Below are 24131 nucleotides of genomic sequence, written 5' to 3'. Positions count from 1 at the left end.
GTGGACGATGAGATCTCCCTTGATTCCGCGCTGGTTCGCCCTGTTCACCACCGTGCTCGCGGCGGCCACGGTCGTGGTGGCGGCCGGTCCGGTCGCGGCCGAGCCCGCGGCGCTCCCGCCGGCGCCGGTGATTCCGCTGCCACCCGAGCTCGATCCCGGCTTCTACCTCCCACCCACCGAGGTCGTGGCGGCAACCGAACCCGGCGCGATCATCGCGGCCAGGCAGGTGCGGATCGCCGACTTCGGTGTGCTTCCGGTCGATGTGGACGCCTGGCAGGTGTCCTACCGCTCCAACAACAGCCGCGATGAGGCGATCCCCGCCGTCGCCACGCTGATCAAACCACGCGGACAGGCGATCTCACCGCGCAAGCTGCTCTCAGTGCAGTTGGCCGAGGACTCGACCGCGGGCTACTGTGCGCCGTCCTATGCGCTGCAACATCTTTCGGTCGCCCCGGTGGCGGGCCAGATCGTCGTGCCCGCCGAATTCCTGTTCGCACAGGCGGCGTTGGCGCAGGGCTGGGCCGTCGTCGTGCCCGACCATCAGGGCCCGAACTCGGCCTACGCGGCCGGACCCCTGGCGGGGCGGATCACCCTCGATGGGATTCGCGCCGCGACCGGATTCGCGCCACTCGAGGTGGGCCGAGGTGGGCCGGTCGGCCTCTACGGATACTCCGGCGGGTCGATCGCCACCGGACACGCCGCCGAGCTGTACGAGAGCTACGCGCCCGAACTGAACATCGTGGGCGCGGCCGAGGGCGGTGTCGGCGCGGATCTGGGCGCCGCCCTGACCATGGCGAACAATCAGCTCACTTCCGGCCTCGTCTTCGCCGCCGTCATCGGACTCACCCGCGAGTATCCCGATTTCGCCGCCTACCTCGACCAGCGACTCGACTCGCTGGGCAAGGGGCTGGCCGCCGTCAAGTCACCGCTGTGCGTGCAGTACCAGTCCGCGCTGCTGCCGTTCGTCAACCTCACCGGCATGATCGGTTCCGATGGCAATCCGCTCGACGATCCGCCGGTCGCGGCGATGCTCGACGACACCCGCATGGGTAAGTCCGTCCCCGACATGCCGCTGTTCCTCTGGCATTCGGCGTGGGACGAGATCCTCCCGCTGGCCGCCACCGACACCCTCGTCGACACCTACTGCCGCGACCCGGACACCTCCCTCACCTACACCCGCGACCACGCCAGTGAGCACATCGTCGCCGAGGTCGTCGGCGGCCCCGCGGCCCTGCTGTGGCTGCGCGACCGTCTCGACGGCATCCCCGCTCCACAAGGCTGCACCATCTCCGACGCGGGCACCATGGCCGCGACCCCGGGCGCCATGGACTTCCTCGGCGACACCCTAGCCGCCAAGTTCGCCACCTTCTTCGGAACCCCCCTGGGCAGCCGCTGAGATCACAGCGCCGACGCGAATTCCCCGTCGCGCCCCGGTGATCGACCCCGCCGGTACTTCACCGTGGCCGCGCGGCGGGGATCGCAGCGAGTGGGCCGCCCCCGGTGGGGGTGCATCCGAAAGCTCACCGCGGTGGCGGGTCATTCCTCGCCGAGAATGCCCAGCACCTGCTCGGAGTAGAAGAAGGGTTCGAGGCGTTCGCGGATCAGCGCGGCAAGCACGCCGTTGCGCTTGGCCGACTCGATGACGGCGGGACCGTAGCGCAGGATCTCGGTGCTGATGTCCTCGGCGCCGAGCCCGAGCTCGGGCAGCATCGATGACAGCGTGTGGTCGCTGTAGCGGGTGTAGAAGACCTCGACACACTCACGCACCAGGAGACCGAAATACTCCTTCTCCCTGGTCGTCACGGCGATCTCGTAGCAGATCTGAACCAGTTCGTTGAGATCCTTCTGGGTCAGGTACTCCCGCAGGCCGGCGACGGGTTCGTCGGCGTGCAGGTCCCAGAACTCCATGGCCGCCGAGTGCACGGGGGCATCGCGCAGCATGTCGCGGATGGCGTTGTTGGTGCGCTTGAGCGCGAACAACGCGCCCTTACCGGCGAGATCGCCGACGAAGGTGCTGTCGGCGGCGGCCTTCTTGGCGCGACTGGCCGCGGACTGACCCAGCGACATCAGCGAGGACACACCCGGGATCTTCTCGGCGCGCTCCCGATTGGCCTGCATGAAGTCGCCGATCAGCTTGTCCACGAAACGGGAGGCGACGGTGGCGACGAGCGGACTCTCGGTGAGCCGGTCCAGGATGCGTTCCTGAGCCTGGTGCATGCCGAAGATCTTCTCCAGCAACGCCTCCACCGGTTCCCGGTCGACGACATCGCCGAGGGTGTATTCGGTGTTGGCGGCGATGTGATCGTAGATGGCGTCGGAGAACATCCCGACGGTGTCGGCGAGGACGGGACTGCCACCGATGCGATCGATCACCCGGTCGACGGTCTCCTCGCCGTCGGCCAGCGACACGACATCGCCGAAACGAATGGTGTCGCCCACCGCGAGCACCGCGGCCACATCGCGGGCGATCACCTCGGCGAACCGGTCGCCGGTCACCTCGGCGAGCAGGAAATCCACCTGCGCGTCGAGCAGTCGTTCGGCGATCTGGCGCGCCTGCGTCATCTGTCCACCCATCACGGTCGTTGCGTCGGCCGGGAGACCTCGCGACTAGGTGTCGGAATCGTTGCCGTGCATCGATTTCCGAATCCGGTCCAGACGCTCGCGCGCGGCATGTTCGCGCGCCTCCCACTGTTCGTCGGCGCTGCGACCCGCGCGGGTCTGCCGGTCGAGCTCACCGGTGCCCTGCGCGGTGCCGAAACGCTGCTCGACCTTATCGCGAACCGAGTCGAATGTCGGCACTCCAGAAGTGGAATAGCCGCCGGTAACAGTGGGTGCGTCCGCCCCTGACACATCATGCGGTACCGGCGGTACCGGCAATGTGTCCCCGACCTGCTCGGATGCGCCGGGCTCGGCCACCACGACCTCGGAGTCGGTGTCGAGTCTCACAGGGCCACCGGTCTCGGCATGAACGAGTTCGGCCTGGGCCAGCGCCGCCGCGACCGCCCCGAGCCCGGGCCGCCCGGCCACCGCGGCGCGCAGCACCGAAACCAGCTCGGTGTCCGGCAGGGCCGCCAGGCGGCCCAGGATCTCGCTCGTTTCGCTCATACCGCCAGGCTACGCAGCCGTGCTCAGCTGTCGAGGAACGCGCTCCAGTCGCTGATCAGCCGCGGCCAGCGCGGCCCGAGCGCGTCGATGACATCGTTGTGGCCCGCGCCCGGCACCACGACCAGCTCTTTGGGCTCGTTCGCCGCGGCATAGAGCCGCTCCGCGTGCCGCAACGGCAGCAGTTCGTCGCGTGCGCCGTGCATCATCAGCACCGGAACCCGCAACCGCCCGATGCGGCGCAGGTTCGGGTAGGCGTCGGGGACCAAGGCTGCGGGCAGGAACGGATACACCGAGCGGGCCGCGTCGCGCATGCCGCTGAAGGTCGACATCAAGATCATGCCCGCGGGCGGATACTGCCCCGCCAGCTCCAGCAGCACCCCGCCGCCGAGCGATTTACCCAGGTACAGCACGCGCGCCGGGTCGACCTCCGGTTGGTCCAGCAGCGCCGCGCGGGCGGCCCTGGCATCGAGGTAGGTGCCCTGCTCCCCCGGTGCGCCGGTGCTGTGGCCGAACCCGCGGTAGTCGAAGGCCAGCACATCGAACCCGGCCCCGACCAGCAGCGCGATGATCGCCACGCGGTCGCCGATGGTGCCCGCGTTGCCGTGCGCGTAGAGGATGTGCCCGCGCGGGCGGTCGGCGCGCACGAACCAGCCGTGCAGGTCGATGCCGTCGGCGGTGCGCATCGTCAGCTCGCGGTGGTCGAGCCCGAGCGCCTCCGGTGTCTGCGCGAGGTGGCGCTCGGGGTGGTAGACGAGCGCATTGAGCACCCGGGTCGCGGGGTGGCGCATCACTTGCCGCGCCCGGCCTGGAAGCCGAAGTCCCAGTGGTACAGGCGGGCGATCTCGATGATGCCGCCGGCGGGCTGCCCCGCGGGCGGGCGGACGAAGGCGCCCTCGCGGCGCACGACGAGTTCGCCGTCGACGTTGTCGAGCACGGCGAGCACGGCATCGCGGGAATTGTCGGTGCAGCCGTCGAGGGTCATCTCGATCGGCGCCGAATTCACCGGGTACAGGGTGACGGTGGCGTGCACATTGCGGAAATCGCTCGCACCGTCATAGATCGAGGCGAACACCAGGATGCGGCGGAAGGACTGCGCGTAGTCGAGGTTGATCGACAGGTTCTCGCCGGTACTGCTGGCGCCGGTGCGGTCGTCCTGGTCGAGATGGATGAACGGGGGTTCGTGGAGCGCGCCGAAGCGGCGGTCCAAGGCGCGCACCGAGCCGATCGCGCCGTTGGACAATTCGAAGAAGCAGCACAGGTCGAGATCGATGTTCTTGCCGCGGAGTTTGCCGAAGATGCGGCCGGTGGAGGCCATGGTGGTCCAGTTCAGGTTCACCCGCATGATCCCGCCGGTGGCACCGTGTTTGGTGAGCGAGACCGACGGCGACTGCTTGGTGAGGGAGAGCTTGGCCAGATTCACCGGTGGTGTGCCCGGCTGCGCAGGTGAGGGCGCCGGGGGCGAGGCGAACGACGGTGTGGGCGCCTGGGCCGACGGAGGGTGCGGCGCGCCTACCGGCGGCGGGGCCGGCGCAGGTGTGTGCGGCTGGGCCGGCGCAGGCCTGTGTGGCTGGGCTGGGGCAGGTGTGTGCGGCGGTGCCGCGGCGGTCGGCCGGGCCGGCGGCTGCGGCGTGGACGGCGCGGCCGGGGCATCGTCGACGGAGATGCCGAAATCTGTTGCGAGACCAGCCAACCCGGTGTCGTACCCCTGGCCGACGGCCCGGAACTTCCACCCGCCCTGGCGGCGATACAGCTCACCGAGCACGAACGCCGTCTCGGTGGTCGCACCGGTGCTGTCGAAGCGGGCGACCTCGGTGCCCTCGGCCGCGTCGAGCACCCGAATGTAGAGCCCGCTGAACTGACCGAAGGTGCCACCGTCGGCGGAGGCGGCGAGCACGATCTTCTCGATCTGCGGCTCGACCTGCGCGAGGTGCACCGACAAGACGTCGACGACGGTGGGGCCCTGCTGTTTTCCCTCGTAACGAACAGCACCGGAGGGGTGGGTGGCCTGGTTGTAGAACACGAAGTCGTCGTCGGAACGCACCTTCGTTCCGGCGAGCAACAGCGCGGAGGCGTCCGCATCGGGCACCCCCGCCCCCGCCTGCCAACCCAACTCGACCCGGACAGCGGCAGCAGGCACCGCGACATTGGCGCCTTTCATCATCGACACAGGTGCCAACTTATCCCGCCACGCCGTCGCAGCCCAATACTCGCCCGCCGGTGACGACGAAGGCCGCCCGGTGCCCGCCGGACGGCCTTCGAGCACTCGACGCGGTTCAGCCGCGCAGTTCCGCGCCCACCGCGGTGCCCGCCGAGGCGACCGCGGCGTCGCGGGCCGCACTGGCCTCGTCCTCGGTGAGGGTGCGATCCGGCGCACGGAAGCGCAGCGCGTAGGTGAGGGACTTGCGGCCCGCACCCGCCTGGGCGCCTTCGTAGACGTCGAACAGGGCGATGTCCTCGAGCAGCTCGCCGCCACCGGCGCGCAACGCGGTCGCCACCCGGTCGGCGGGGACGGACTTCTCGACGCTGATCGACACGTCCTGCAGCACGGCCGGGAACACCGAAACCACCGGCGCCGGCCGCGACTCGCGCAAAGGCAGGGCGTCGAGGTCGAGCTCCAGAGCGCAGGTGCGCGGCGGCAGACCGGCACGCTCGAGCACCGCCGGATGCAGTTCACCGGCGTGACCGACGACCACACCGTCGACGAGCAGCTCCGCACAGCGACCCGGATGCCACGGCAGATGCGCGGCGGCCCGGCGTTCGATGACCACACCCGCAGCGTCGGCGATGTCGTCGACGAGGGCGAAGGTGTCGGCCGCCTCGGCCTGACGGCCGGGCCCCCACGGCCCGCGCGGCTCACGTCTGCCGCTGAGCACCGCCGCCACGTGCAGCGGCTGAGCGGGCAGCGACGCGTTCAGTTCGGCGATCTGCTCGTCGGTGGGGCGACGATCCACCGGCAGCGCCGCCACCGCGTGCGTGTCCGCACCGGGCTGCACCACCTGCGCGATGCCGTAGATGGTGAGGTCGCGCGCACCGCGAGAGATGTTGCGCGCGGCCACTTCCAGCAGGCCGGGCAGCAACGTGGTCGCCAGTTCGGGGCGTTCGGCGTCGAGCGGGTTCAGCACGCGCGTGGTGTTGCGGCGCGGGTCGTCGGCGTCGAGGCCCCACACCTCGAACACGCCGCCGGGCAGGAACGGCGGCGCGGGCACCTCGACGGCGCCGGCGAAGGCCAGTGCCCGGCTCACCGCGCGCTGCCGCCGCTGCCGCGCGGTCAGGCCGCGACCGGCGGGTGCGCTCGGCAGGACCGACGGGATCTGCTCGAGCCCTTCCAGGCGCAGCACCTCTTCGACCAGGTCGGCGGGCTGGGTCAGGTCGGGGCGCCAGCTCGGCGGGCTCACCAGCAGCTGGGTCTTGCCCGCGTCGTTGACCTCGATGTCGACGCCGGCGCCGATCTGGGCCAGCCTGCGCACGGCGGTGCCCGCCGGGTAGGTGACGCCGGCCACGCGGTCGGGCAGGTCGATGTCCATCGCGATGGGTGCCGCCGGATCCAGCGGCACCCGGATGTCGGTGAGCGCGGATTCGATGGTGCCACCGGTGATCTCGGCGAGCAAGGTGGCCGCGCGGTCGAGCGCGGCGACATTGATCTCGGGGTCCACCACGCGCTCGTAGCGCTTGGCCGCCTCGGAGGACAGCTTGTGCCTGCGCGCGGTCCGGTAGATCCGCAGCGGGTTCCAGGTGGCGGCCTCGAGCACCACCTCGGTGGTCTCGGCGCCGACCTCGGTGCTCGCGCCGCCCATCACACCGGCCAGCGAGATCACGCCGGAATCGTCGGCGATCACCACGTCCTCGGCGTCGAGGGTGCGTTCGGTGTCGTCGAGGGTGCGCAGCGTCTCGCCCTTGTGTGCCGAGCGGACCACCAAGCCGCCGTGGAGTTTCGCGGCGTCGAAGGCGTGCAGGGGCTGGCCGAGCTCGAGCATCACGTAGTTGGTGACGTCGACGGCCGGGGAGATCGGGCGCATCCCCGACAGCATCAGCCTGCGCTGCAACCACAGCGGGCTCACCGCGTCGGGGTTCATCCCGGTGATCCGGCGTACGCCGAAACGGGTGCACTCCGAATCCGCTTCCAGACGCACCGGCCAGGCCTGCGAGTCGGCCTCGGGCAGCGTGCGCACCGCCGGGTCGGCGTACTCGAGGTCGAATCCGCACGCCAGTTCGCGGGCCAGACCGCGCACCGAGAAGCAGTAGCCACGGTCGGGGGTGATGTTGAGTTCGATGATCGTGTCATCGGTGCCCAGCAGCACGTTGGCGTCGTCACCGGGCTCCGCGGAACCGGGTTCGAGCACCAGGATGCCGTCGTGATCCTTGCCGATGCCCAGTTCGGCGACCGAGCAGATCATGCCGTTGGAGGTGTGCCCGTAGGTCTTGCGGGAGGAGATCTTGAAACCGCCGGGCAGTTCCCCACCGGGCAGGACGACCACCACGAGGTCACCGACCGCGAAATTGCGGGCGCCACAGACGATTTCCTGCAGTTCGGGGTTGCCGACGTCGACCTTGCAGAACCGGATCGGCTTCTTGAACTCGGTGAGTTCGGTGATCTCGGCGACCCGGCCGACCACGAGCGGCTTGTCGATGTCACCGCCGATCGGCGACAGCTCGTCGACCTCTTCGACCTCGAGGCCGACCCGGACGAAGCCCGCGTCGAGCTCTTCGGCCGACACCGACCACTCGGGGGTGGTGCGCTGCAGGATCTCGGTCAGCCAGGACTGTGCTACTCGCACGTTTTCGCTCTCTCTCTACGACCGGATACCGAAGGGCAGGGTGAACCGCACGTCACCCTCGACGATGTCGCGCATGTCGGGAATCCCGTTGCGGAACTGCAGGGTGCGCTCCATGCCCATGCCGAACGCGAACCCGGAGTACACCTCGGGATCGATACCGCTGGCGATGAGGACCTTCGGGTTGACCATGCCGCAGCCGCCCCACTCGACCCAGCCCGCGCCGCCCTTCTTGTCCGGGAACCACACGTCGACCTCGGCCGAGGGTTCGGTGAAGGGGAAGTAGTTCGGGCGCATGCGGGTGCGGGTGTCGGGGCCGAACAGTGCGCGCGCGAACGCGTCGAGGGTGCCGCGCAGGTGCGCCATGGTCAGCCCTTTGTCGATGGCCAGGCCCTCCACCTGGGAGAACACCGGGGTGTGGGTGGCGTCGAGTTCGTCGGTGCGGAAGGTGCGGCCGGGGCAGACCACATAGATGGGCAGTTCGCGTTCCAGCATCGAACGCACCTGTACCGGGGAGGTGTGCGTGCGCAGCACCTGGCGCGAACCCTCCGGGGCGATGTGGAAGGTGTCCTGCATGGTGCGCGCCGGGTGATCGGGGAGGAAGTTCAGCGCGTCGAAGTTGAAGTGCTCGGTCTCGACCTCGGGCCCCTCGGCGACCTCCCAGCCCATCCCGACGAACACGTCGGCGATCTGCTCGGAGATGACGGTGATGGGGTGGCGGGCGCCGACCGGCTGACGGCGGGCGGGCAGGGTGACGTCGATCTTCTCGGCCACCAGCACCGCCTGGTCGCGCTCGGCCAGCAGCGCGGCACGACGCGCCTCGAACGCGTCCGAGACCCGCTTGCGGGCCACGTTCACCCGTTTGCCGGCTTCGGCTTTGTCCTGCTTGGGCAGTTTGCCCAGCCCACGCTGGGCCAGCGCGATCGGCGACTTGCCGCCGATGAAGTCGGTCTTGGCGACCGCCAGCGCATCCAGGTCGGCCGCGGCCGCGAACGCCTTCTCGGCTTCGGCCGCCGCTGCCGCGAGAGCTTCCTCGCTCAGCGAGCCGTTCTTCTCGACTTCGCCGGCGCCCTGCTGGACTCCACTGTTGTCGTCGGCCACGATTGTTCGACACTCCCCTGGGGATCGGTTCACGGGCGCGTCATTGCCTACCCGTATCGGTGCTGCACAAATCCTATGGGATCGGGTTCGCGCGATTCATCCGGATTACCGGCGACACGGCGTGGGCCTCGATCGCCGGGGGTACGAGGTCGTCTACCGGACTGACAAGTCCTGGTCAGGCCAGGTTTCGCGCATTTTCGGCACCCCCGAGCATTCGAGGGAACCGAATGCGACCCGGTCCCGTCCAACCGATCAAACCCACCAGCGTGTTCGACTCGGGAACAGGACCCCTCGATGACTGAACCGATCTACGACCCCACCCCGCCCCAGGGCCGCCCCACCCGGCGTACCGCCCCCGGTAGTGGCCTCGCGCTCTGTGGTTTCGGCATCCGCTCCACCGGCCGCCCCCGCCCCTACCCTGCCGCGAGAGGTCGCTGCCCGGTCGAGTCGGCGCCGCCCCGCCCCGAGGACGACGCCTGACCCGTGCCGAGAGGCGCACGGTCCGGGCGCGAACCGACGGCAGGATTTGCCGAGGACGCCGCGCACCGGTGCGGAGTCAGGGGGTGCGGTGAGTGTGCCGGGGCAGGAAGAAGGCGATGACGGCGGCCGCGGCGACCAGGGCGGCGCCCACCCAGACCGCGGGGACGAGACCGTCGACGTAGGACTGGGGGTCGGTGTAGGCGCCACGGGTGGCGAAGACCGAGGCGAGCACGGCGACGCCCATGGCCACTCCCACTTCACGGACGGTGCTGTTGATACCCGAGGCCATGCCCTGGTCGGCAGTGGACGCACTGGCCATGACGATGGTGGCGGACGGGGCGAAGGTGAGGCCCATGCCGATACCACCGAGCACGAACGGCGCGACGTAGTGCCCGTAGGCGACGTCGGTGGTGGTGATCATCGCCATCCAGGCCAGCGATATCGCGAGCATGACCTGACCGGATGCGATGAGGACACGGGGACCGACCCGGTCGACGACCAGCCCGGCCAACGGGGCGACGACCATCGGAACCAGCGTCCACGGCAGGGTGCGGATGCCCGATTCCAGCGGCGTGTAGCCCTGCACCACCTGGAAGAACTGCGCCAGCAGGAAGATCGCGCCGAAGACGCCGGCCGAGAAGGCGAACGACACCAGGTAGCTCAGGCTCAGGCCGCGGTTGGCGAACATGCGCAGCGGCAGCATCGGATCGGTGGTGCGATCCTCCCAGACGACGAACGCGACCAGCAGCGCCGCACCACCGATCAGGGCGGTGAGCACCTGCGGGGCGGTCCAGCCGTCCTCGGCGCCGTGGATGACACCCCACACCAGCGCCAGCACACCACCGGCCGACAACGCGACGCCCAGCAGATCGAGTTTCTTCGCCACCCCGCGTGATTCGCTGAGCATGCGGGCCGCGAACGGCATGGCCAGCAGGCCGATCGGGACGTTGAGCCAGAAGATCCACTGCCAGTTCAGTCCGTCGACGACCGCGCCGCCGACCACCGGACCGACCGCGATACCCAATCCGGCGATGCCACCCCAGATGCCGATCGCGGCGCTGCGCATCCGGTCGGGCACCGCGGCCGTGAGCAAGGTGAGCGACAACGGCATGACGGCCGCGCCACCCAGGCCCTGCACCGCCCGCGCCGCGATCAGCATCCACGGTTCGGTGGCCAGCGCGCAGGCCGCCGAGGCGACCACGAAGACGGCGATGCCGGCGAGGAAGACGCGGCGGCGGCCGAGCCGGTCACCCAGTGCGGAGGCGGTGAGCAGCAGCGCGGCGAAGGACAGGGTGTAGGCGTTGATGAACCACTGCAGGTCCGAAAGTGACGCACCCAGTGCGGTTTTGATCACCGGTAGCGCGTTGGTGATCACCAGGTTGTCGAGGGTGACCATGAACATCGGGATGCCGACGGCGGCGATCACCGCGCCGAGCGGCTTCGTTTTCTGACCGGGCGGCGGTGCGGCCGCGCTGGTGCCGGAATCGAGAGTCTGCGTCATCGTCCACCCTTGTTGTTATTCACTGATAACTTGTCAGCTCATGGTTATGCATCGGCTGATAACATGTCAAGAGGAAATCGGACTTTCAGGAGGCACACCGAGGCATGGCCGACACCCCGAGAACCAGGATGACCGCCGCCGAACGCAGCACGCAGGTGCTCACGGCCGCGGTGCAAGCGTTCGCCGAATCCGGTTACGCCGCAACGAAAACCGATGAGATCGCGCGCCTGGCCGGGGTATCGCAGCCATATGTGATCCGACTGTTCGGCACCAAGCAGCAACTGTTCATCGCCGTCCTGCACGAGGTGTGCGGCCGGATCGAGGAGGTGTTCCGCAGCGCCGAGATCGCACCGGATGCCGACACTGCCCAGGCCCTGTGCGCGCTGGGCCGCAGTTTCGATGTATTCCTGCAGCAGCGCGAACTGCCCCTGATCCTGTTGCACGGCGCCGCCGCCAGCGCCGACCCCGCCGTCGGCGAGCACATGCGAGAACGATACGGACGCATCTACCGGCTGATCGGTGAACTCACCGGCGCCGACACCACCCAGGCGCGGCAATTCGCCGGCACCGGCATGCTGCTCACGATCATGACCGCCATGCAGGTCGCGGGCGCCGACGCGATCACGCTGCCCTGGGCCACCGAAATCCTGACCGACCTGCACGACGGCGACGCCGACTGCTGATCACCGCCCCACCCCGGCGGAACGGGGCAGCACCGCCCCGGCGCGCTCAGGAATCGGTGCTCCGGCCACGGTCGAGCTCCCGGATCCGCTTGTCCGCCTGAGCGAGTCGCTTCTTGCGCGCCTCGACCTCGGACTTCTTCAGATCCTCGTAGACCTTCTCGTCGGAATCGGTGAACCGCAGGATCATGCGCGGGACGCTCAGCGTGATGATCAGCGAGGGCCACACGATCCAGGCATAGTCCCACCCGATGATCACCTGCAGCACGAGGAAGGTGATCAGGGTGGTGCCGACGATGATCCAGTCGAACGATTCGATCGTCTCGCCCCGGGAGCGGAGGGCGGCGAGTTCGGCGGCCGCGGTACCGGTGGGAGCGTCGCCGCCGCTCTGCGCCGCGGCTTCGTCGGCGAAGGGCACTCTCGACAGCTGCCCGCCGGCTTCGATGAGCGGCACCCCACCGGGCAGTCCGCGGAACGGTTCGGCCAGGGCCGCGAAGGTGCGGGCGGTGGCCACGGCACCGGACCGATCGTAGAACTCGGCGCTGTCGAGCCGCCCGTCGGCGAAGTGCTTGCCGAGCGCGTCGAGCGCGTGCATCCGTTCGCCGTCGCTGAGGAGCAGCCCGTCGGGATCGGGAGTCGCGGTCATGATCGCCCACCTCTACACCAGCATTTGCCGTTCGTGGTCGAGTCTAGTGCTGCGGCACGCGCGGCATCGACCTATCGCGCGTGCTGGACGCGAGCGCTGGCGTAGAGGCAGATCGCCGCGGCGGCAGCCAGATTCAGGCTTTCGGCGCGGCCGTGAATGGGGATGCGGACACGATGGTCGGCGCGGGCGGCCACGGCGGGGTCCAGGCCGTGGGCTTCGTTGCCGAACAACCAGGCGACCGGTCCGGTGAGGATGTCGTCGGCGGCATCGAGGTCGACCTCACCGTGTGCCGTGGTCGCCAGGATCGTCACCCCGGCGGCGGCGATCGCGTCGAGGGTGGCGGTGATGTCGCGGCTGCGGGCGACCGGCACATGGAACAAGCTGCCCGCGCTGGCGCGTACGCACTTGCCGTTGTGCGGGTCGACGGTGTCGCCGGCCAGCACCACGCCGTCGGCGCCGACCGCGTCGGCGACCCGGATCAAGGTGCCGGCGTTACCGGGTTCGGCGATCTCGACGGGTACCGCGAGCAAGCGCGGACCGCCGTCGAGGATCTGGCCGAGCGGAACGTCGAGCTGCTCGCAGACCGCGACCAGGCCGGGCGCGGTGACGGTCTCACCCAGGTGCTCGGCGGCGCGATCGGTGACCAGAGTGGTGCGCACGCCCTCGGCGTCAGCCCCGGCGATCAGCGTGACATCACGCCGGGCGGCGGCGAGGGAATAGAACAGCTCACGCACTCGCCCCGTCTCGAGCGCGGCGGCCACCGCGTTGGCGCCTTCGGCCAGGAAGAGACCGGTTTTGCGGCGGTGTGCGGCGCGTTGGAGCTTGACAGCGGAAACGACCCGCGGATTGCGCTCGGAGAGCGCGTCCACGGGTCGTTCCGGCAGATTACTGTGCGTCGTCAAGCTCAGGCAGCCGCGGCCGGAGCGTTGACATCGGCGGGCAGCGCGGCCTTGGCGACGGCCACCAGGCCGGCGAAGGCTTCGGCGTCGGAGACGGCGAGCTCGGCGAGGATCTTGCGGTCCACCTCGACACCGGCGGCCTTGAGGCCCTGGATGAAGCGGTTGTAGGTGATGTCGTTCAGACGCGCGGCGGCGTTGATACGAGCGATCCACAGCTTGCGGAAGTCACCCTTGCGCGCCTTACGGTCGCGGTAGGCGTAGGTCAGCGAGTGGAGCTGCTGTTCCTTGGCCTTGCGGTACAGGCGCGAACGCTGGCCCCGGTAGCCTTTGGAGGCCTCGAGGATGGAACGGCGCTTCTTCTGAGCGTTGACAGCCCTTTTGACGCGTGCCACTTTTCAGTCCTTGATCATTTGGGGGCGCGACGGCGCCCGAATTCGGTGATTGTCGGCGTCCGGTTGTCCCGGCCGCGTGATCGTCGGGTTACGACGGTCCTCGAGCCTGCGATCAGGCCAGACCGAGCAGCCGCTTCACGCGGGGGACATCGACGGAAGCGACGGACTCCGTGCCTTCCAGACGACGAGTCCGGCGCGAGGACTTGTGCTCCAGGAGGTGGCGACGGTTCGCCTGCTCACGAAGCAGCTTGCCCCGGCCGGTCACCTTGAATCGCTTCTTGGCGCCGCTGTGGGTCTTGTTCTTCGGCATGGATTCCTCTATCTAGTCGTTGAAATCGGTGTTACTGCGGATCGGCCGGCGGAGCCTGCTCGGTCGGCGCGGCCGGTTCGGCGGGCTTGGGCGCCGCGGCCGGTTCGGCACTGGCGCGGGGGGCCGCCTGTGGACGAGGTGCCGCCGAATCCTGCTGCGCCTTCACACGGGTCTTCGCACCCTTGTGGGGGGCGAGGACCATCGTCATGTTGCGACCGTCCTGCTTGGCCGAGGTCTCGACGAAGCCCAGATCGGCCACATCGGCGCCCAGACGCTGAAGCAACCGGAAACCGAGTTCGGGCCGCGACTGCTCACGACCGCGGAACATGATCGTGACCTTCACCTTGGAACCGGCTTCGAGGAAGCGAACGACGTTGCGCTTCTTGGTCTCGTAGTCGTGATCGTCGATCTTCGGCCGGAGCTTCTGCTCCTTGATCACGGTCTGGACCTGGTTCTTACGGGACTCACGCGCCTTCTGCGCGGTCTCGTATTTGAACTTGCCGTAGTCCATGATCTTGCAGACCGGCGGGCGGGCATCGGGTGCCACCTCTACCAGGTCGAGGTCGGCTTCGAGCGCGACGCGTAGTGCATCTTCAACACGCACGATCCCAACCTGTTCGCCGCCGGGTCCGATGAGTCGAACCTCGGGAACACGGATGCGATCGTTGATGCGGGTCTCAGTGCTGATGGGGCCTCCTAGGTCAAGCGGTGTCGTCATGACGACCGCAATAACTGCAACCCCTGTTTCAACACGAAAGCCCCGTTGCGGATTTCTCCGCGACGGGGCCCGAGTCGACCGATCGTCCACAGCCGGTGCCCAGAAGGACACGGTGTCGACCCCTGCATGACCAGCACGCAGGAAACCCGCCACACTGTGGGGGTGACCGGACCGTTTGTCCCGGGCGAATGCTCGCCGGTAAACGGTGGGAGTCGGGCTCCACTTATCTGCCCCAGACTGCATGACACAACCAGGGGCGGTCGTCAACGGGAAGTCTAGCATCGCATCCGGCTATCGCCGAATCGGCCGGGTGCGCACGGTCGCGAACGGCCTGGCGATAGCCTGGTCGTCATGACTGACGAGCTCGATCCTCCCGTGCGCGACCTGGCCGACATCCCCGCTGTCGAGGTGATCAGCCGGGCCGCCGTGATGCTGATGAGTTCGGCCGCGGAGAAGCTGGGCCTGGCCGAGGAGACCCCGAACTCCGGCGCCAACGTCGACCTCGACGAGGCCCGCCGGGTGATCACCGCGCTGGCCGGCCTGGTCACCGCATCGGTGGAATACCTCGGACCGCACGCGGGTCCGATCCGCGAGGGCCTGCAGGCACTGCAGCGCGCCTTCCGCGAGGCGTCCTCGGTGCCGGACGCGCCGGGGGCCGGACCGGGCGAGAAGTACACCGGCCCGGTGCACTGACCCTCCCCCACAACGCAGAGATCCGCCGGTGCAGTGCGCACCGGCGGATCTTTTGTGTCTGCGCGATCAGACCGCGGGAGCCGGGGGCTGACCCGGGGTGACCGAGACGGCCGAGCCGGAGGAGATCATGTTGGCGATGGCGGCGAACAGTGCCGCGCTTCCGGTTTCCATTGCTGCGGGGATCCTTTCGATTCTGCCGAGTCAGGCAGTCGGCGTTGTGGGCTCGTAGGCCATCGAGGACCCGCCGCTGAGGAATGACAGAATCTGGCCGATGAGCGCCGTGGTGGCTTCATCCATGGGGACGTTCCTTTCGTACTGCACGACATCCGCGATCGCGCCGCCCACGGGCGCGAGGCACCGCTGGATGCCGGTCGACAAACCGCTACTGTCCGGTATTCCGGCGACGGTGAGGCGAATGTTACCCACGCCTGTTTCACTTCGTAGCGTTTTCGGGAAGTCCCGGCGCGATGGTAGCCGCGATCAGCCGCGGCGGTGGCCGCATCAGCGCAGCGCGGCCGCCTTTCGAGCCAAACGCTTGGCCGCGACGGTCTCCGGCGGCGCCTTCTTCTCGGCCGGCGCCGCCTTCTTCTTCTTCGCCGCGGGCGCGGTCGGGGCCGCAGCGGCGAGCACGCCCTTCAGGAACTGCCCGGTGTAGCTGTCCGACACCTGCGCCACGTCCTCCGGCGTACCGGCGGCGACCACGGTGCCACCACCGGAACCACCCTCGGGGCCCATGTCGATGACCCAGTCCGAAGTCTTGATGACATCGAGGTTGTGCTCGATGACGATCACCGTGTTGCCCTTGTCGACCAGCCCGTTGATCACCTTGAGCAGTTTGCGGATGTCCTCGAAGTGCAGACCGGTGGTCGGCTCGTCGAGAATGTAGACGGTGCGCCCGGTGGATCGTTTCTGCAGCTCGGCGGCCAGCTTCACGCGCTGGGCCTCACCACCGGACAGGGTCGGCGCGCTCTGCCCCAGCCGCACATAACCCAGGCCGACCTCGACGAGGGTCTTCAGGTAGCGGTGGATCGAGGTGACCGGTTCGAAGAACTCGGCGGCCTCGTCGATCGGCATGTCCAGCACCTCGGCGATGGTCTTGCCCTTGTAGTGCACCTCGAGGGTCTCGCGGTTGTAGCGGGCGCCGTGGCACACCTCGCACGGGACATAGACATCGGGCAGGAAGTTCATCTCGATCTTGAGCGTGCCGTCACCCGAGCACGCCTCGCAGCGACCGCCCTTGACGTTGAAGGAGAACCGGCCCGGCTGGTAGCCGCGCACCTTCGCCTCGGTGGTGGAGGCGAACAAGGTGCGGATCTTGTCGAAGACACCGGTGTAGGTGGCCGGGTTGGAGCGCGGGGTACGCCCGATCGGCGACTGGTCGACCTGCACCAGCTTGTCGAGCTGATCGATACCGTTGATCCTGGTGTGCCTGCCCGGCACCTGACGGGCGCCGTTGAGCTTGTTCGCGAGCACCGTCGCCAGGATGTCGTTGACCAGCGTCGACTTACCCGAACCCGAGACACCGGTGATCGCGGTGAGCACCCCCAACGGGAACGTGACATCGATGTCGGCCAGATTGTGTTCGGTGGCACCGACCACGGTGAGCTTGCGCTTCTTGTCGATCGCCCGGCGCACCAGCGGCAGCTCGATCTGCTCACGGCCCGACAGGTAGGCACCGGTGAGCGATTCGGGCTCGTCGAGCAGATCGGCGTAGGGGCCCGAATGGACCACGCGACCGCCGTGCTCGCCGGCCAGCGGGCCGATGTCGACCACCCAGTCCGAGGCACGAATGGTGTCCTCGTCGTGTTCGACCACGATCAGGGTGTTACCCAGCCGCTTCAACCGCAACAGCGTCTCGATGAGCCTGCGATTGTCGCGCTGGTGCAGACCGATCGACGGCTCGTCGAGCACATAGAGCACACCCACCAGCCCGGAACCGATCTGAGTGGCCAGCCGGATGCGCTGCGCCTCGCCACCGGACAGGGTCGCCGCCGCCCGGGAGAGCGACAGATACTCCAGACCGACATCGAGCAGGAAGCCGAGCCTGGCCTGGATCTCCTTGAGCACCTGACCGGCGATCGCGGCCTGGCGCTCCCCCAGCGTGAGCGCGTTCAGGAAATTCGCGCACTCCCCGATCGAGAGCTCACTGACCTCGGCGATCGACTTGTCGATGCCGTCGGCGGCCAGGGTGACCGCCAGGATCTCCGGGCGCAACCGTGAACCGTTGCACACCGGGCACGGCACATCACGCATGTAACCGTCGTAGTGCTCTTTCATCTGCTCGGACTCGGTGTTGTCCATCCGCCGCTGCAGGAACGGCATCACACCTTCGAAATCGGCGTAATAGGAGCGTTTGCGGCCGTAACGGTTGGTATAGGACACGTGCACCTGATCGGAGCTGCCCTCGAGCACCGCCTTGCGGGCCCGGGCGGGCAGTTCACGCCACGGGGTGTCCATCGAGAAACCGACCGCGGCGGCCAGGCCCGAGAGCAACCGGTTGAAGTACTCGGCGGTCTGCCCACGCGACCACGGCGCGATCGCACCCTCGGCCAGACTCAGATCCGGATCGGGCACCACCAGGTCCGGATCGACCTCCTTGCGGATACCGAGACCGGTGCAATCCGGGCAGGCACCATAGGGCGAGTTGAACGAGAACGAACGCGGCTCGAGGTCCTCGATATCGAGCGGATGACCGTTCGGGCAGGCCAGCCGCTCGGAGAAACGGCGCTCGCGGTCGTGCGCGTGTTCGTCACGGTCCACGAAATCCAGCACGACGATGCCGTCGGCCAGCCGCAACGCGGTCTCGATCGAATCGGTGAGGCGCTGCTTGGACGCCGCCTTCACCGACAGCCGGTCCACGACCACCTCGACGTCGTGCTTCTCCTGCTTCTTGAGCTTGGGCGGCTCGGTGAGCGGATACACCACACCATCGACGCGCACACGCGAGTAACCCTGGGTCTTGAGCTGATCGAACAGATCGACGAACTCGCCCTTGCGGGTCCGCACCACCGGCGCGAGCACCTGGAACTTCAGGCCCGCGTCCATCGCCAGCACCTGATCGACGATCTGCTGCGGGCTCTGCTTGGCGATCAGCTCACCACACACCGGACAGTGCGGCGTACCGGCACGCGCGTACAGCAGGCGCAGATAGTCGTAGACCTCGGTGATGGTGCCGACCGTGGACCGCGGATTGCGGTTGGTCGACTTCTGATCGATCGACACCGCGGGCGAGAGACCCTCGATGAAATCGACATCCGGCTTGTCCATCTGCCCGAGGAACTGGCGCGCGTACGCCGACAGCGACTCGACATAACGGCGCTGTCCCTCGGCGAAGATCGTGTCGAACGCCAAGCTCGACTTACCCGAACCGGACAGGCCGGTGAACACGATCAGACTGTCACGCGGCAAATCCAGGTCCACACCCTTGAGATTGTGTTCCCGAGCTCCGCGCACAGTGAGGCGTTCCGCCACCTGGTGAATCCCTTCTCCATCGTCATCCGCCGACCGGACCTGAACCCCCACGAACAATGCTAGGCGCGCCCACCGACAGAGTTGCTGGAGCGCTGGCGCGCTCGAGTTCGCGGCCCCTTGTGTCCCGGCGATCAGGCGCCGTTGCTTGCTCCTTCGTCGCGTACGCAACGGCGCCTGATCGCCGGGACGGCCGCGAACCGCCGCTGCGCGGCGGCCCCTCCTCGAGGTCGGGGCGTGGTGGTCGAGTTTCCGGTCTACGCACGGGATTTGGGGGGTCGGATTATGTTTGACCGTAAGGGGTGACCGTTCGACATGATGAAGGAGCCGGCGTGCTCGAGGTGTTCCTGGTCGACGACCACGAGATCGTGCGGCGCGGATTGATCGATCTGCTCGAGGGTGATCCAGAACTCACTGTGATCGGTCAGGCAGGCAGCGTCGCCGAGGCGATGGTGCGGATCAGGGAGACCCGCCCGCACGTCGCCGTTCTGGATGTGCGGCTGCCCGACGGCAACGGCATCGAACTGTGCCGCAATCTGCTGGCCGAGTTCGAGGACCTGCACTGCCTGATCCTCACCTCGTTCTCCGACGAGCACGCGATGCTCGACGCGATCCTGGCCGGTGCCAGCGGTTATGTGGTGAAGAACATCGACGGCATGAAACTGGCCGACGCGATCAAACAGGTCGGCGCCGGGCAGTCGCTGCTCGACACCAGGGCCGCCGACGCGCTGCGCGCCCGGCTGCGCCGCAGCACCGAACCCACCGGTGCGCTGGCCGGGCTCACCGAGCAGGAACGCCGATTACTCGAACTGCTCGGCGAGGGCCTGACCAACCGCCAGATCGCGGCGAGAATGTTTCTCGCCGAGAAGACGGTGAAGAACTACGTCTCCCGGCTGCTGGCCAAGCTCGGTGTGGAGCGCCGCACCCAGGCCGCGGTCCTGGCCACGAAGTTGCGCGAGCCGTGAGAGTTCAGGACGGGACGACGATCGTCAGGTCGCCGTCGTAGCGGCGGTAGAGCAGGTTGCCGCGCCCGGTGTGGGTGTCGGTGAAGAACAGATACGGCAGGCCCGCCGTGCACAGCACATCGGAGGCCTCGTCCTCGGCGTAGACCGGCGCGGCATCCTGGACCACCCGCACCGGCATGGCGCTGGCGGTCAGCGGCAGGTGCGCCGAATCCCCCACCGCCCCGGTGCGGCGCTGCCGGGCCAGGGTGACCCCGTGCGGGTCGGACCAGGTGACGATCGCGTCCTCGCCGGTGTCGGCATCGGTGAACAGGTAGGCCTCGTAGTCCATCGCGTCCAGGACGGTGCTGGCTTCCAGCGGGGTGCCGGTCATCAGCGCGCAGTCCTTGCGGCGGATGATCGGCCGGGTCTCGGTGACCTCGGCCAGCGGGCGCCGCGCCGGGTCCGGCCACGCGCTGCGCGCTTCCTTGCCCGCGCGCCGGGCGAGCTGCCGGTCGAGCCGTTCGGCGGCGAAGGTGACCGCGAAACCGCCGGGACCGGTGACCTGCACGCGGGTCAAGGTCTCGTTGGTGCGGATGTTGGCCTGGACGAGAGTCGGTTCGCCGTTGCCCTGCGGCGCGGTGACGCGCACGCGGGCCGGGCTGTCGAGATGGTGGCGGCGCATGACGCGGGTGATCGCGCGCACGGCACGGGTCACATCCTGGGCCGGTACCTCGCCGCGGGTGGTCACCGCGAGCTCCGGGTCCGCGGCGGTCGTCCAGTGCTGGGTGCTCGACAACGAATTCATCACTTGCCCCACTTCTCGATCCCTATTCCCGGTGGCCCTATGCCACCATCTCGGCCCGCCGGGAAGAAGGGCCGAAAGTCCCCAACCTTGCGGACTAGACTTCGAGGTGGATCGGTACGGGGTGGCGCGGTGACGGGATCAGGCGATGACGAATGACGATCGGGCAGGCCGCAGTTCGGCCGGCCGGTCGGTTTCGCAGCAGCGTCTGCGCGCCCTGCTCGGCGAGGTGGCCGACCGGGTCGAGGTGATGATCGGTTCGCGTGACCGGATGGACGGGCTGGTCGAGGCCATGCTCACCGTCACCGCCGGACTGGATCTGGACGAGACCCTGCGCACGATGGTGCGCACCGCGATGAATCTCGTCGACGCCCGCTTCGGTGCGCTCGCGGTGCACGGGCACGGTCAGCAGGTGGCGCAGTTCATCGACGAGGGCATACCCGATCAGCTGCGCGAGCGGATCGAACGACCACCGGCCGGCCACGGCGTGCTCGGCGCGGTGTTCGCGCACAAGAAGCCGTTGCGCCTCGACGATCTGAGCCGGCACCCCGCCTCGGTCGGTTTCCCGGCGGGCCATCCACCGATGCGCACGTTTCTCGGTGTGCCCGTGCGCATCCGGGACGAGGTGTTCGGCAGCCTGTATCTCACCGAGAAGTCCGACGGGCAGCCGTTCACCGAGGAAGACGAGGTCCTGGTGCTGGCGCTGGCCGCGGCGGCGGGCATCGCGGTCGACAACGCCCGCCTCTACGAACAGGCGCGCACCCGCCAGGCCTGGATCGAGGCCACCCGTGACATCGCCACCGAGTTCCTGGCAGGCACCGAGTCGGATCGGGTCCTCGCGCACGTGGTCGATCACGCCCGCGGGCTCACCGGCTCCCATCAGGCGTTCCTGGCCGCGGTGCCGGTTCCCGACGAATCACCCAGCGAGATCGCCGAATTGGTGGTCACCCAGTGGACCGGGCCCGACGCCGGACAGGACTGGCAGACGATCCCGATCGCGGGCACGGTGCTGGGTGACGCGTTCAGCAGGCGCACCCCGCTGCGCTTCGACGACGTGTCGAAGGTGACGCTGGGCGTGGAGTTCCCCGCGGCCGAATTACCCGGCGCCGGACCGGCGCTGGTGCTGCCGCTGTGCACCCCCGACGCGACGCTCGGCGTGCTGGTGACCGTCCGCCCACCCGGTTTCGCCCCCTATTCCGACGAGATGCTGGAGCTCACGGCGGCATTCTGCGATCAGGCCGCGCTGGCGGTGCGCTTGGCCGACGCCCAGCGGCGCATGCGCGAGCTCGACCTCGTCGCCGACCGCGACCGGATCGCACGCGACCTGCACGACCATGTGATCCAGCGACTGTTCGCGATCGGGCTCACCGTACAGGCCACCATGCCCAGGGCTGAGGCTCCCGAAGTGCGGCAACGGCTTTCGTCGGTGATCATGGATCTGCAGGAAGTGGTCCAGGAAATCCGCACCTCCATCTTCGACCTGCACGCCAGCGGCCCCGGCCACAGCGAGGGCCTGCAGCAGCGGCTGGAGCTGGCGATCCGGCGCCAGACCGCCGACATCGCGTTGCGCGCCACCATCCAGGTCTCGGGGCCGCTGTCGGTGCTCGATCCGCAATTGGCCGATCACGCCGAGGCCGTGGTGCGGGAGGCGGTGAGCAACGCGGTCCGCCATTCCGGCGCCGACACCGTCGCGATCGTGATCGAGGTGGCCGACGATCTCACCATCACCGTCACCGACAACGGGTGGGGCATCCCGAACCACGTCATCCGCAGCGGCCTGCGCAACCTCGAGCAACGTGCCCGCGAAGCCGGTGGCCGGTTCGGCATCGGCCCGGCGCAACGCCCCGACGCCGACGGCAACCATCCGGAGATGCCGGGCACCCAGCTGCGCTGGGCGGTGCCGCTGCCCCACGATCAGCCGGTGACCGGCGGGTACGCGCTGGCCGCGGGTCCGGAGACCAGCGAAGACTGAATCCGCGCCACCCGGCACGCCCGAACGAGCCGTGCGCACGCGCAGGATCTGCGCCGCCCGCACTCGCGCCCGGACCTGGGAGCGCTGATCACGTCGCGGCCCGTAAGCGCGGTGTCGGCCGGGAGCGGGCCGGCCGGGGAGCGGTTCCCGCCACCGCTGTCGGCGACCGCACCCGAAAGCTGAGACCTCGCCGATACCACCGGCCGACATAGAATCGATTCGGTGGGCCCTGCCGTCGGGACGCACGGTGACCACCTCAGTCCCGCGCACCATCCGTAGCCCAGGCAGAGATCGGGGGTCAGTCGCAGTGGGAGATGCCGACGCCGCGAGCGCGGAACTGCTCGCCCAGCGCTACCGTTCACTGGTCGAACACACCCCCGACGGGATATGCGTGCACGAGGCGGGCCGCGTCGTCTACGTCAATCCGGCCATGGTGCGCATACTCGGCGCGCATTCGGCCGACGATCTGATCGGCCTGCGCATCACCCATTTCGTCCATCCCGACGACGCGCCCGCGATGCTCGATCGAATCGCGCACCTCACCGCGGAGGGCGCCGCGTCCCCGCCCACCGACATGGACCTGGTGCGGGTCGACGGCCGTCGGGTGCCGGTACGGACGGTATCGGTGCTGACCGCGTGGCAGGGCGAAGTCGCCTACCAGGCGGTGGTGCACGACCTGACCGCCCAGCGGGCCGCGGAAGCTTCCGCGCGCCAGGCCGAGGCCTACTTCACCACGGTGGTGTCGCAGCTGGAGGAGGGTGTGCTCGTCGTCGATCGGCGTGGCCGGCTGGAATCGATCAACCCCGCGGGCAAGCGGATCCTCGGCATCGACGAAGGCGCGGCCGTGCTCGGGTGCCACATCGACGAGCTGCCCGCGACGATGATCGACCGCGACGGCAGACCCCTGCCGTCGGGCAAGCACCCGATGGCGCACACCCTCGCGACCGGGGAACCGGTCTCGCGCTATGTGTTCGGGGTACTGCGCGGTGACGGTCAGCAAGTGTGGGTGTCGTGCAACTGCCGCCTGCTCAACCCGGACAACCCCGATTCGCCGGGGGTGTCGTCCTTCGCCGACATCACCGAGTACCGGGCCAGCAAGCGCCAGCTCGAATACCAGGCCACCCATGACGCGCTGACCGGCCTGGCGAACCGCTCGCTGATCCTGTCGCAGCTGTCCAACGCGCTGGCCGACGAGGGCGACGCCCTGGTCACCACCGTGCTGTTCATCGACCTCGACGGCTTCAAGGCCATCAACGACACGCTCGGCCACGCCATCGGCGACACCGTGTTGCAGGTCGTGGCCCAGCGCCTGCAGCACGCGCTGCGCGCCGAGGACGTGGTGGGCCGCCTCGGCGGCGACGAGTTCCTGGTCCTGCTCTCCGGACACCCGCAGCGCACCAACCTGCCCGCCCTGATCGAACGCCTGCGCACCTCGATGGCCGAACCGATCATCGCGCACGGTCACCGGCTGGAGGTGAGCGCCTCGATCGGCATCACCGAACTCGGCCCGCAGGAGAACCGCACCCCCGAGTCGGTGCTGCACGACGCCGATCTGGCCATGTACCGCGACAAACCGTCGGGCCCCGACGACCTCGCTCCCGGCCGCAACCGACGCTCGAACAACCACGCCTCTTGAGAGACTGCTCGC

General features: G+C 68.7%; 21 protein-coding genes. 7 read left to right on the top strand and 14 right to left on the bottom strand.

All coding sequences use genetic code 11. From position 1 onward, the window contains the following. The first annotated feature begins 7 nt into the window (after positions 1-7). Positions 8-1396, top strand: a complete 1389-nt coding sequence (locus ACFO5K_RS03560; RefSeq protein ID WP_378555685.1) for a lipase family protein — start codon at positions 8-10, stop codon at positions 1394-1396. A 140-nt stretch (positions 1397-1536) separates the two neighbouring features. Here ACFO5K_RS03560 and ACFO5K_RS03555 read toward each other — a convergent pair whose 3' ends face one another. The 6 genes from ACFO5K_RS03555 to pheS all read right to left on the bottom strand — a co-directional run bounded on the left by ACFO5K_RS03555 (position 1537) and on the right by pheS (position 8978). Continuing rightward, positions 1537-2562 carry a hypothetical protein gene (locus ACFO5K_RS03555; RefSeq protein WP_378555684.1) on the bottom strand — a complete coding sequence of 342 codons (1026 nt, stop codon included), beginning with the start codon at positions 2560-2562 and terminating at the stop codon, positions 1537-1539. 45 nt (positions 2563-2607) lie between these two features. Continuing rightward, positions 2608-3105, bottom strand: a complete 498-nt coding sequence (locus tag ACFO5K_RS03550) for a PspA/IM30 family protein (protein WP_378555683.1) — start codon at positions 3103-3105, stop codon at positions 2608-2610. A gap of 23 nt (positions 3106-3128) precedes the next feature. Continuing rightward, positions 3129-3893, bottom strand: coding sequence for an alpha/beta hydrolase (locus tag ACFO5K_RS03545; RefSeq protein WP_378555682.1), 765 nt, complete (start codon positions 3891-3893; stop codon positions 3129-3131). Continuing rightward, positions 3893-5266: a TerD family protein gene (locus ACFO5K_RS03540; RefSeq protein WP_378555771.1), complete on the bottom strand. Its 1374-nt coding sequence runs from the start codon at positions 5264-5266 to the stop codon at positions 3893-3895. Before ACFO5K_RS03540 ends, ACFO5K_RS03545 begins: the two co-directional genes overlap by 1 nt. 112 nt (positions 5267-5378) lie before the next feature. Beyond that, positions 5379-7880 (bottom strand): phenylalanine--tRNA ligase subunit beta, encoded by a 2502-nt coding sequence (gene pheT / locus ACFO5K_RS03535; RefSeq protein ID WP_378555681.1) that lies wholly within the window; start codon positions 7878-7880, stop codon positions 5379-5381. A 15-nt stretch (positions 7881-7895) separates the two neighbouring features. After that, complete coding sequence (pheS, locus tag ACFO5K_RS03530) at positions 7896-8978, bottom strand: phenylalanine--tRNA ligase subunit alpha (RefSeq protein WP_378555680.1); 1083 nt, start codon at positions 8976-8978, stop codon at positions 7896-7898. 294 nt (positions 8979-9272) lie between these two features. On the opposite strand from pheS, the gene ACFO5K_RS03525 reads away from it, so the two are divergent. Next, positions 9273-9458, top strand: a complete 186-nt coding sequence (locus tag ACFO5K_RS03525; RefSeq protein ID WP_378555679.1) for a hypothetical protein — start codon at positions 9273-9275, stop codon at positions 9456-9458. Positions 9459-9534: 76 nt separating this feature from the next. Here ACFO5K_RS03525 and ACFO5K_RS03520 read toward each other — a convergent pair whose 3' ends face one another. After that, positions 9535-10959, bottom strand: a complete 1425-nt coding sequence (locus ACFO5K_RS03520; protein WP_378555678.1) for an MFS transporter — start codon at positions 10957-10959, stop codon at positions 9535-9537. Positions 10960-11063: 104 nt separating this feature from the next. Between ACFO5K_RS03520 and ACFO5K_RS03515 the strand changes: the two genes are divergently transcribed. Beyond that, entirely contained in the window at positions 11064-11642 is a 579-nt protein-coding gene (locus tag ACFO5K_RS03515; protein WP_378555677.1) for a TetR/AcrR family transcriptional regulator, read from the top strand. Between the two features lie 46 nt (positions 11643-11688). On the opposite strand, the gene ACFO5K_RS03510 is transcribed toward ACFO5K_RS03515, so the two are convergent. From ACFO5K_RS03510 to infC, 5 genes are all read right to left on the bottom strand, one after another. After that, the gene (locus tag ACFO5K_RS03510) at positions 11689-12285 is read right to left on the bottom strand and encodes a DUF1707 SHOCT-like domain-containing protein (protein WP_378555676.1); all 597 of its coding nucleotides are present in this window, start codon (positions 12283-12285) and stop codon (positions 11689-11691) included. Positions 12286-12356: 71 nt separating this feature from the next. Next, complete coding sequence (locus ACFO5K_RS03505; protein WP_378555675.1) at positions 12357-13154, bottom strand: TrmH family RNA methyltransferase; 798 nt, start codon at positions 13152-13154, stop codon at positions 12357-12359. A 35-nt stretch (positions 13155-13189) separates the two neighbouring features. Then, positions 13190-13576 (bottom strand): 50S ribosomal protein L20, encoded by a 387-nt coding sequence (gene rplT, locus ACFO5K_RS03500; protein ID WP_358188729.1) that lies wholly within the window; start codon positions 13574-13576, stop codon positions 13190-13192. Between the two features lie 112 nt (positions 13577-13688). Then, entirely contained in the window at positions 13689-13886 is a 198-nt protein-coding gene (gene rpmI / locus ACFO5K_RS03495; RefSeq protein WP_056824456.1) for a 50S ribosomal protein L35, read from the bottom strand. Positions 13887-13917: 31 nt separating this feature from the next. Continuing rightward, entirely contained in the window at positions 13918-14604 is a 687-nt protein-coding gene (gene infC, locus ACFO5K_RS03490; protein WP_378555769.1) for a translation initiation factor IF-3, read from the bottom strand. A gap of 351 nt (positions 14605-14955) precedes the next feature. Between infC and ACFO5K_RS03485 the strand changes: the two genes are divergently transcribed. After that, positions 14956-15297, top strand: coding sequence for a DUF1844 domain-containing protein (locus ACFO5K_RS03485; protein ID WP_378555674.1), 342 nt, complete (start codon positions 14956-14958; stop codon positions 15295-15297). A 501-nt stretch (positions 15298-15798) separates the two neighbouring features. On the opposite strand, the gene uvrA is transcribed toward ACFO5K_RS03485, so the two are convergent. Continuing rightward, positions 15799-18768, bottom strand: coding sequence for an excinuclease ABC subunit UvrA (gene uvrA / locus ACFO5K_RS03480; protein WP_378555673.1), 2970 nt, complete (start codon positions 18766-18768; stop codon positions 15799-15801). Between the two features lie 329 nt (positions 18769-19097). Between uvrA and ACFO5K_RS03475 the strand changes: the two genes are divergently transcribed. After that, the gene (locus ACFO5K_RS03475) at positions 19098-19730 is read left to right on the top strand and encodes a response regulator transcription factor (protein WP_378555672.1); all 633 of its coding nucleotides are present in this window, start codon (positions 19098-19100) and stop codon (positions 19728-19730) included. A 4-nt stretch (positions 19731-19734) separates the two neighbouring features. Here ACFO5K_RS03475 and ACFO5K_RS03470 read toward each other — a convergent pair whose 3' ends face one another. Next, positions 19735-20514 carry a sigma 54 modulation/S30EA ribosomal C-terminal domain-containing protein gene (locus ACFO5K_RS03470; protein WP_378555671.1) on the bottom strand — a complete coding sequence of 260 codons (780 nt, stop codon included), beginning with the start codon at positions 20512-20514 and terminating at the stop codon, positions 19735-19737. A 145-nt stretch (positions 20515-20659) separates the two neighbouring features. Here ACFO5K_RS03470 and ACFO5K_RS03465 point away from each other — a divergent pair, with 145 nt between their 5' ends. Both ACFO5K_RS03465 and ACFO5K_RS03460 read left to right on the top strand, forming a co-directional pair. Further along, positions 20660-22483 (top strand): sensor histidine kinase, encoded by a 1824-nt coding sequence (locus ACFO5K_RS03465; RefSeq protein ID WP_378555670.1) that lies wholly within the window; start codon positions 20660-20662, stop codon positions 22481-22483. A 307-nt stretch (positions 22484-22790) separates the two neighbouring features. Further along, positions 22791-24119 carry a diguanylate cyclase domain-containing protein gene (locus ACFO5K_RS03460; protein WP_378555669.1) on the top strand — a complete coding sequence of 443 codons (1329 nt, stop codon included), beginning with the start codon at positions 22791-22793 and terminating at the stop codon, positions 24117-24119. The last annotated feature ends 12 nt before the right edge of the window (positions 24120-24131 follow it).

Source organism: Nocardia halotolerans (assembly GCF_042650145.1).
Classification (GTDB): domain Bacteria; phylum Actinomycetota; class Actinomycetes; order Mycobacteriales; family Mycobacteriaceae; genus Nocardia; species Nocardia halotolerans.
The sequence above is the reverse complement of the archived record's forward strand: the minus strand, read 5'-3'. Positions and strand labels throughout refer to the sequence as shown.

What these genes read in the sequence shown, in the direction of transcription:
- ACFO5K_RS03560 (WP_378555685.1), top strand. Translation starts at nt 8, where the DNA reads ATGAGATCTCCCTTGATTCCGCGCTGGTTCGCCCTGTTCACCACCGTG.
- ACFO5K_RS03555 (WP_378555684.1), bottom strand. Translation starts at nt 2,562, where the DNA reads ATGACGCAGGCGCGCCAGATCGCCGAACGACTGCTCGACGCGCAGGTG.
- ACFO5K_RS03550 (WP_378555683.1), bottom strand. Translation starts at nt 3,105, where the DNA reads ATGAGCGAAACGAGCGAGATCCTGGGCCGCCTGGCGGCCCTGCCGGAC.
- ACFO5K_RS03545 (WP_378555682.1), bottom strand. Translation starts at nt 3,893, where the DNA reads ATGCGCCACCCCGCGACCCGGGTGCTCAATGCGCTCGTCTACCACCCC.
- ACFO5K_RS03540 (WP_378555771.1), bottom strand. Translation starts at nt 5,266, where the DNA reads ATGATGAAAGGCGCCAATGTCGCGGTGCCTGCTGCCGCTGTCCGGGTC.
- ACFO5K_RS03525 (WP_378555679.1), top strand. Translation starts at nt 9,273, where the DNA reads ATGACTGAACCGATCTACGACCCCACCCCGCCCCAGGGCCGCCCCACC.
- ACFO5K_RS03520 (WP_378555678.1), bottom strand. Translation starts at nt 10,959, where the DNA reads ATGACGCAGACTCTCGATTCCGGCACCAGCGCGGCCGCACCGCCGCCC.
- ACFO5K_RS03515 (WP_378555677.1), top strand. Translation starts at nt 11,064, where the DNA reads ATGGCCGACACCCCGAGAACCAGGATGACCGCCGCCGAACGCAGCACG.
- ACFO5K_RS03510 (WP_378555676.1), bottom strand. Translation starts at nt 12,285, where the DNA reads ATGACCGCGACTCCCGATCCCGACGGGCTGCTCCTCAGCGACGGCGAA.
- rpmI (WP_056824456.1), bottom strand. Translation starts at nt 13,886, where the DNA reads ATGCCGAAGAACAAGACCCACAGCGGCGCCAAGAAGCGATTCAAGGTG.
- infC (WP_378555769.1), bottom strand. Translation starts at nt 14,604, where the DNA reads ATGACGACACCGCTTGACCTAGGAGGCCCCATCAGCACTGAGACCCGC.
- ACFO5K_RS03485 (WP_378555674.1), top strand. Translation starts at nt 14,956, where the DNA reads ATGACTGACGAGCTCGATCCTCCCGTGCGCGACCTGGCCGACATCCCC.
- ACFO5K_RS03470 (WP_378555671.1), bottom strand. Translation starts at nt 20,514, where the DNA reads ATGAATTCGTTGTCGAGCACCCAGCACTGGACGACCGCCGCGGACCCG.
- ACFO5K_RS03465 (WP_378555670.1), top strand. Translation starts at nt 20,660, where the DNA reads ATGACGAATGACGATCGGGCAGGCCGCAGTTCGGCCGGCCGGTCGGTT.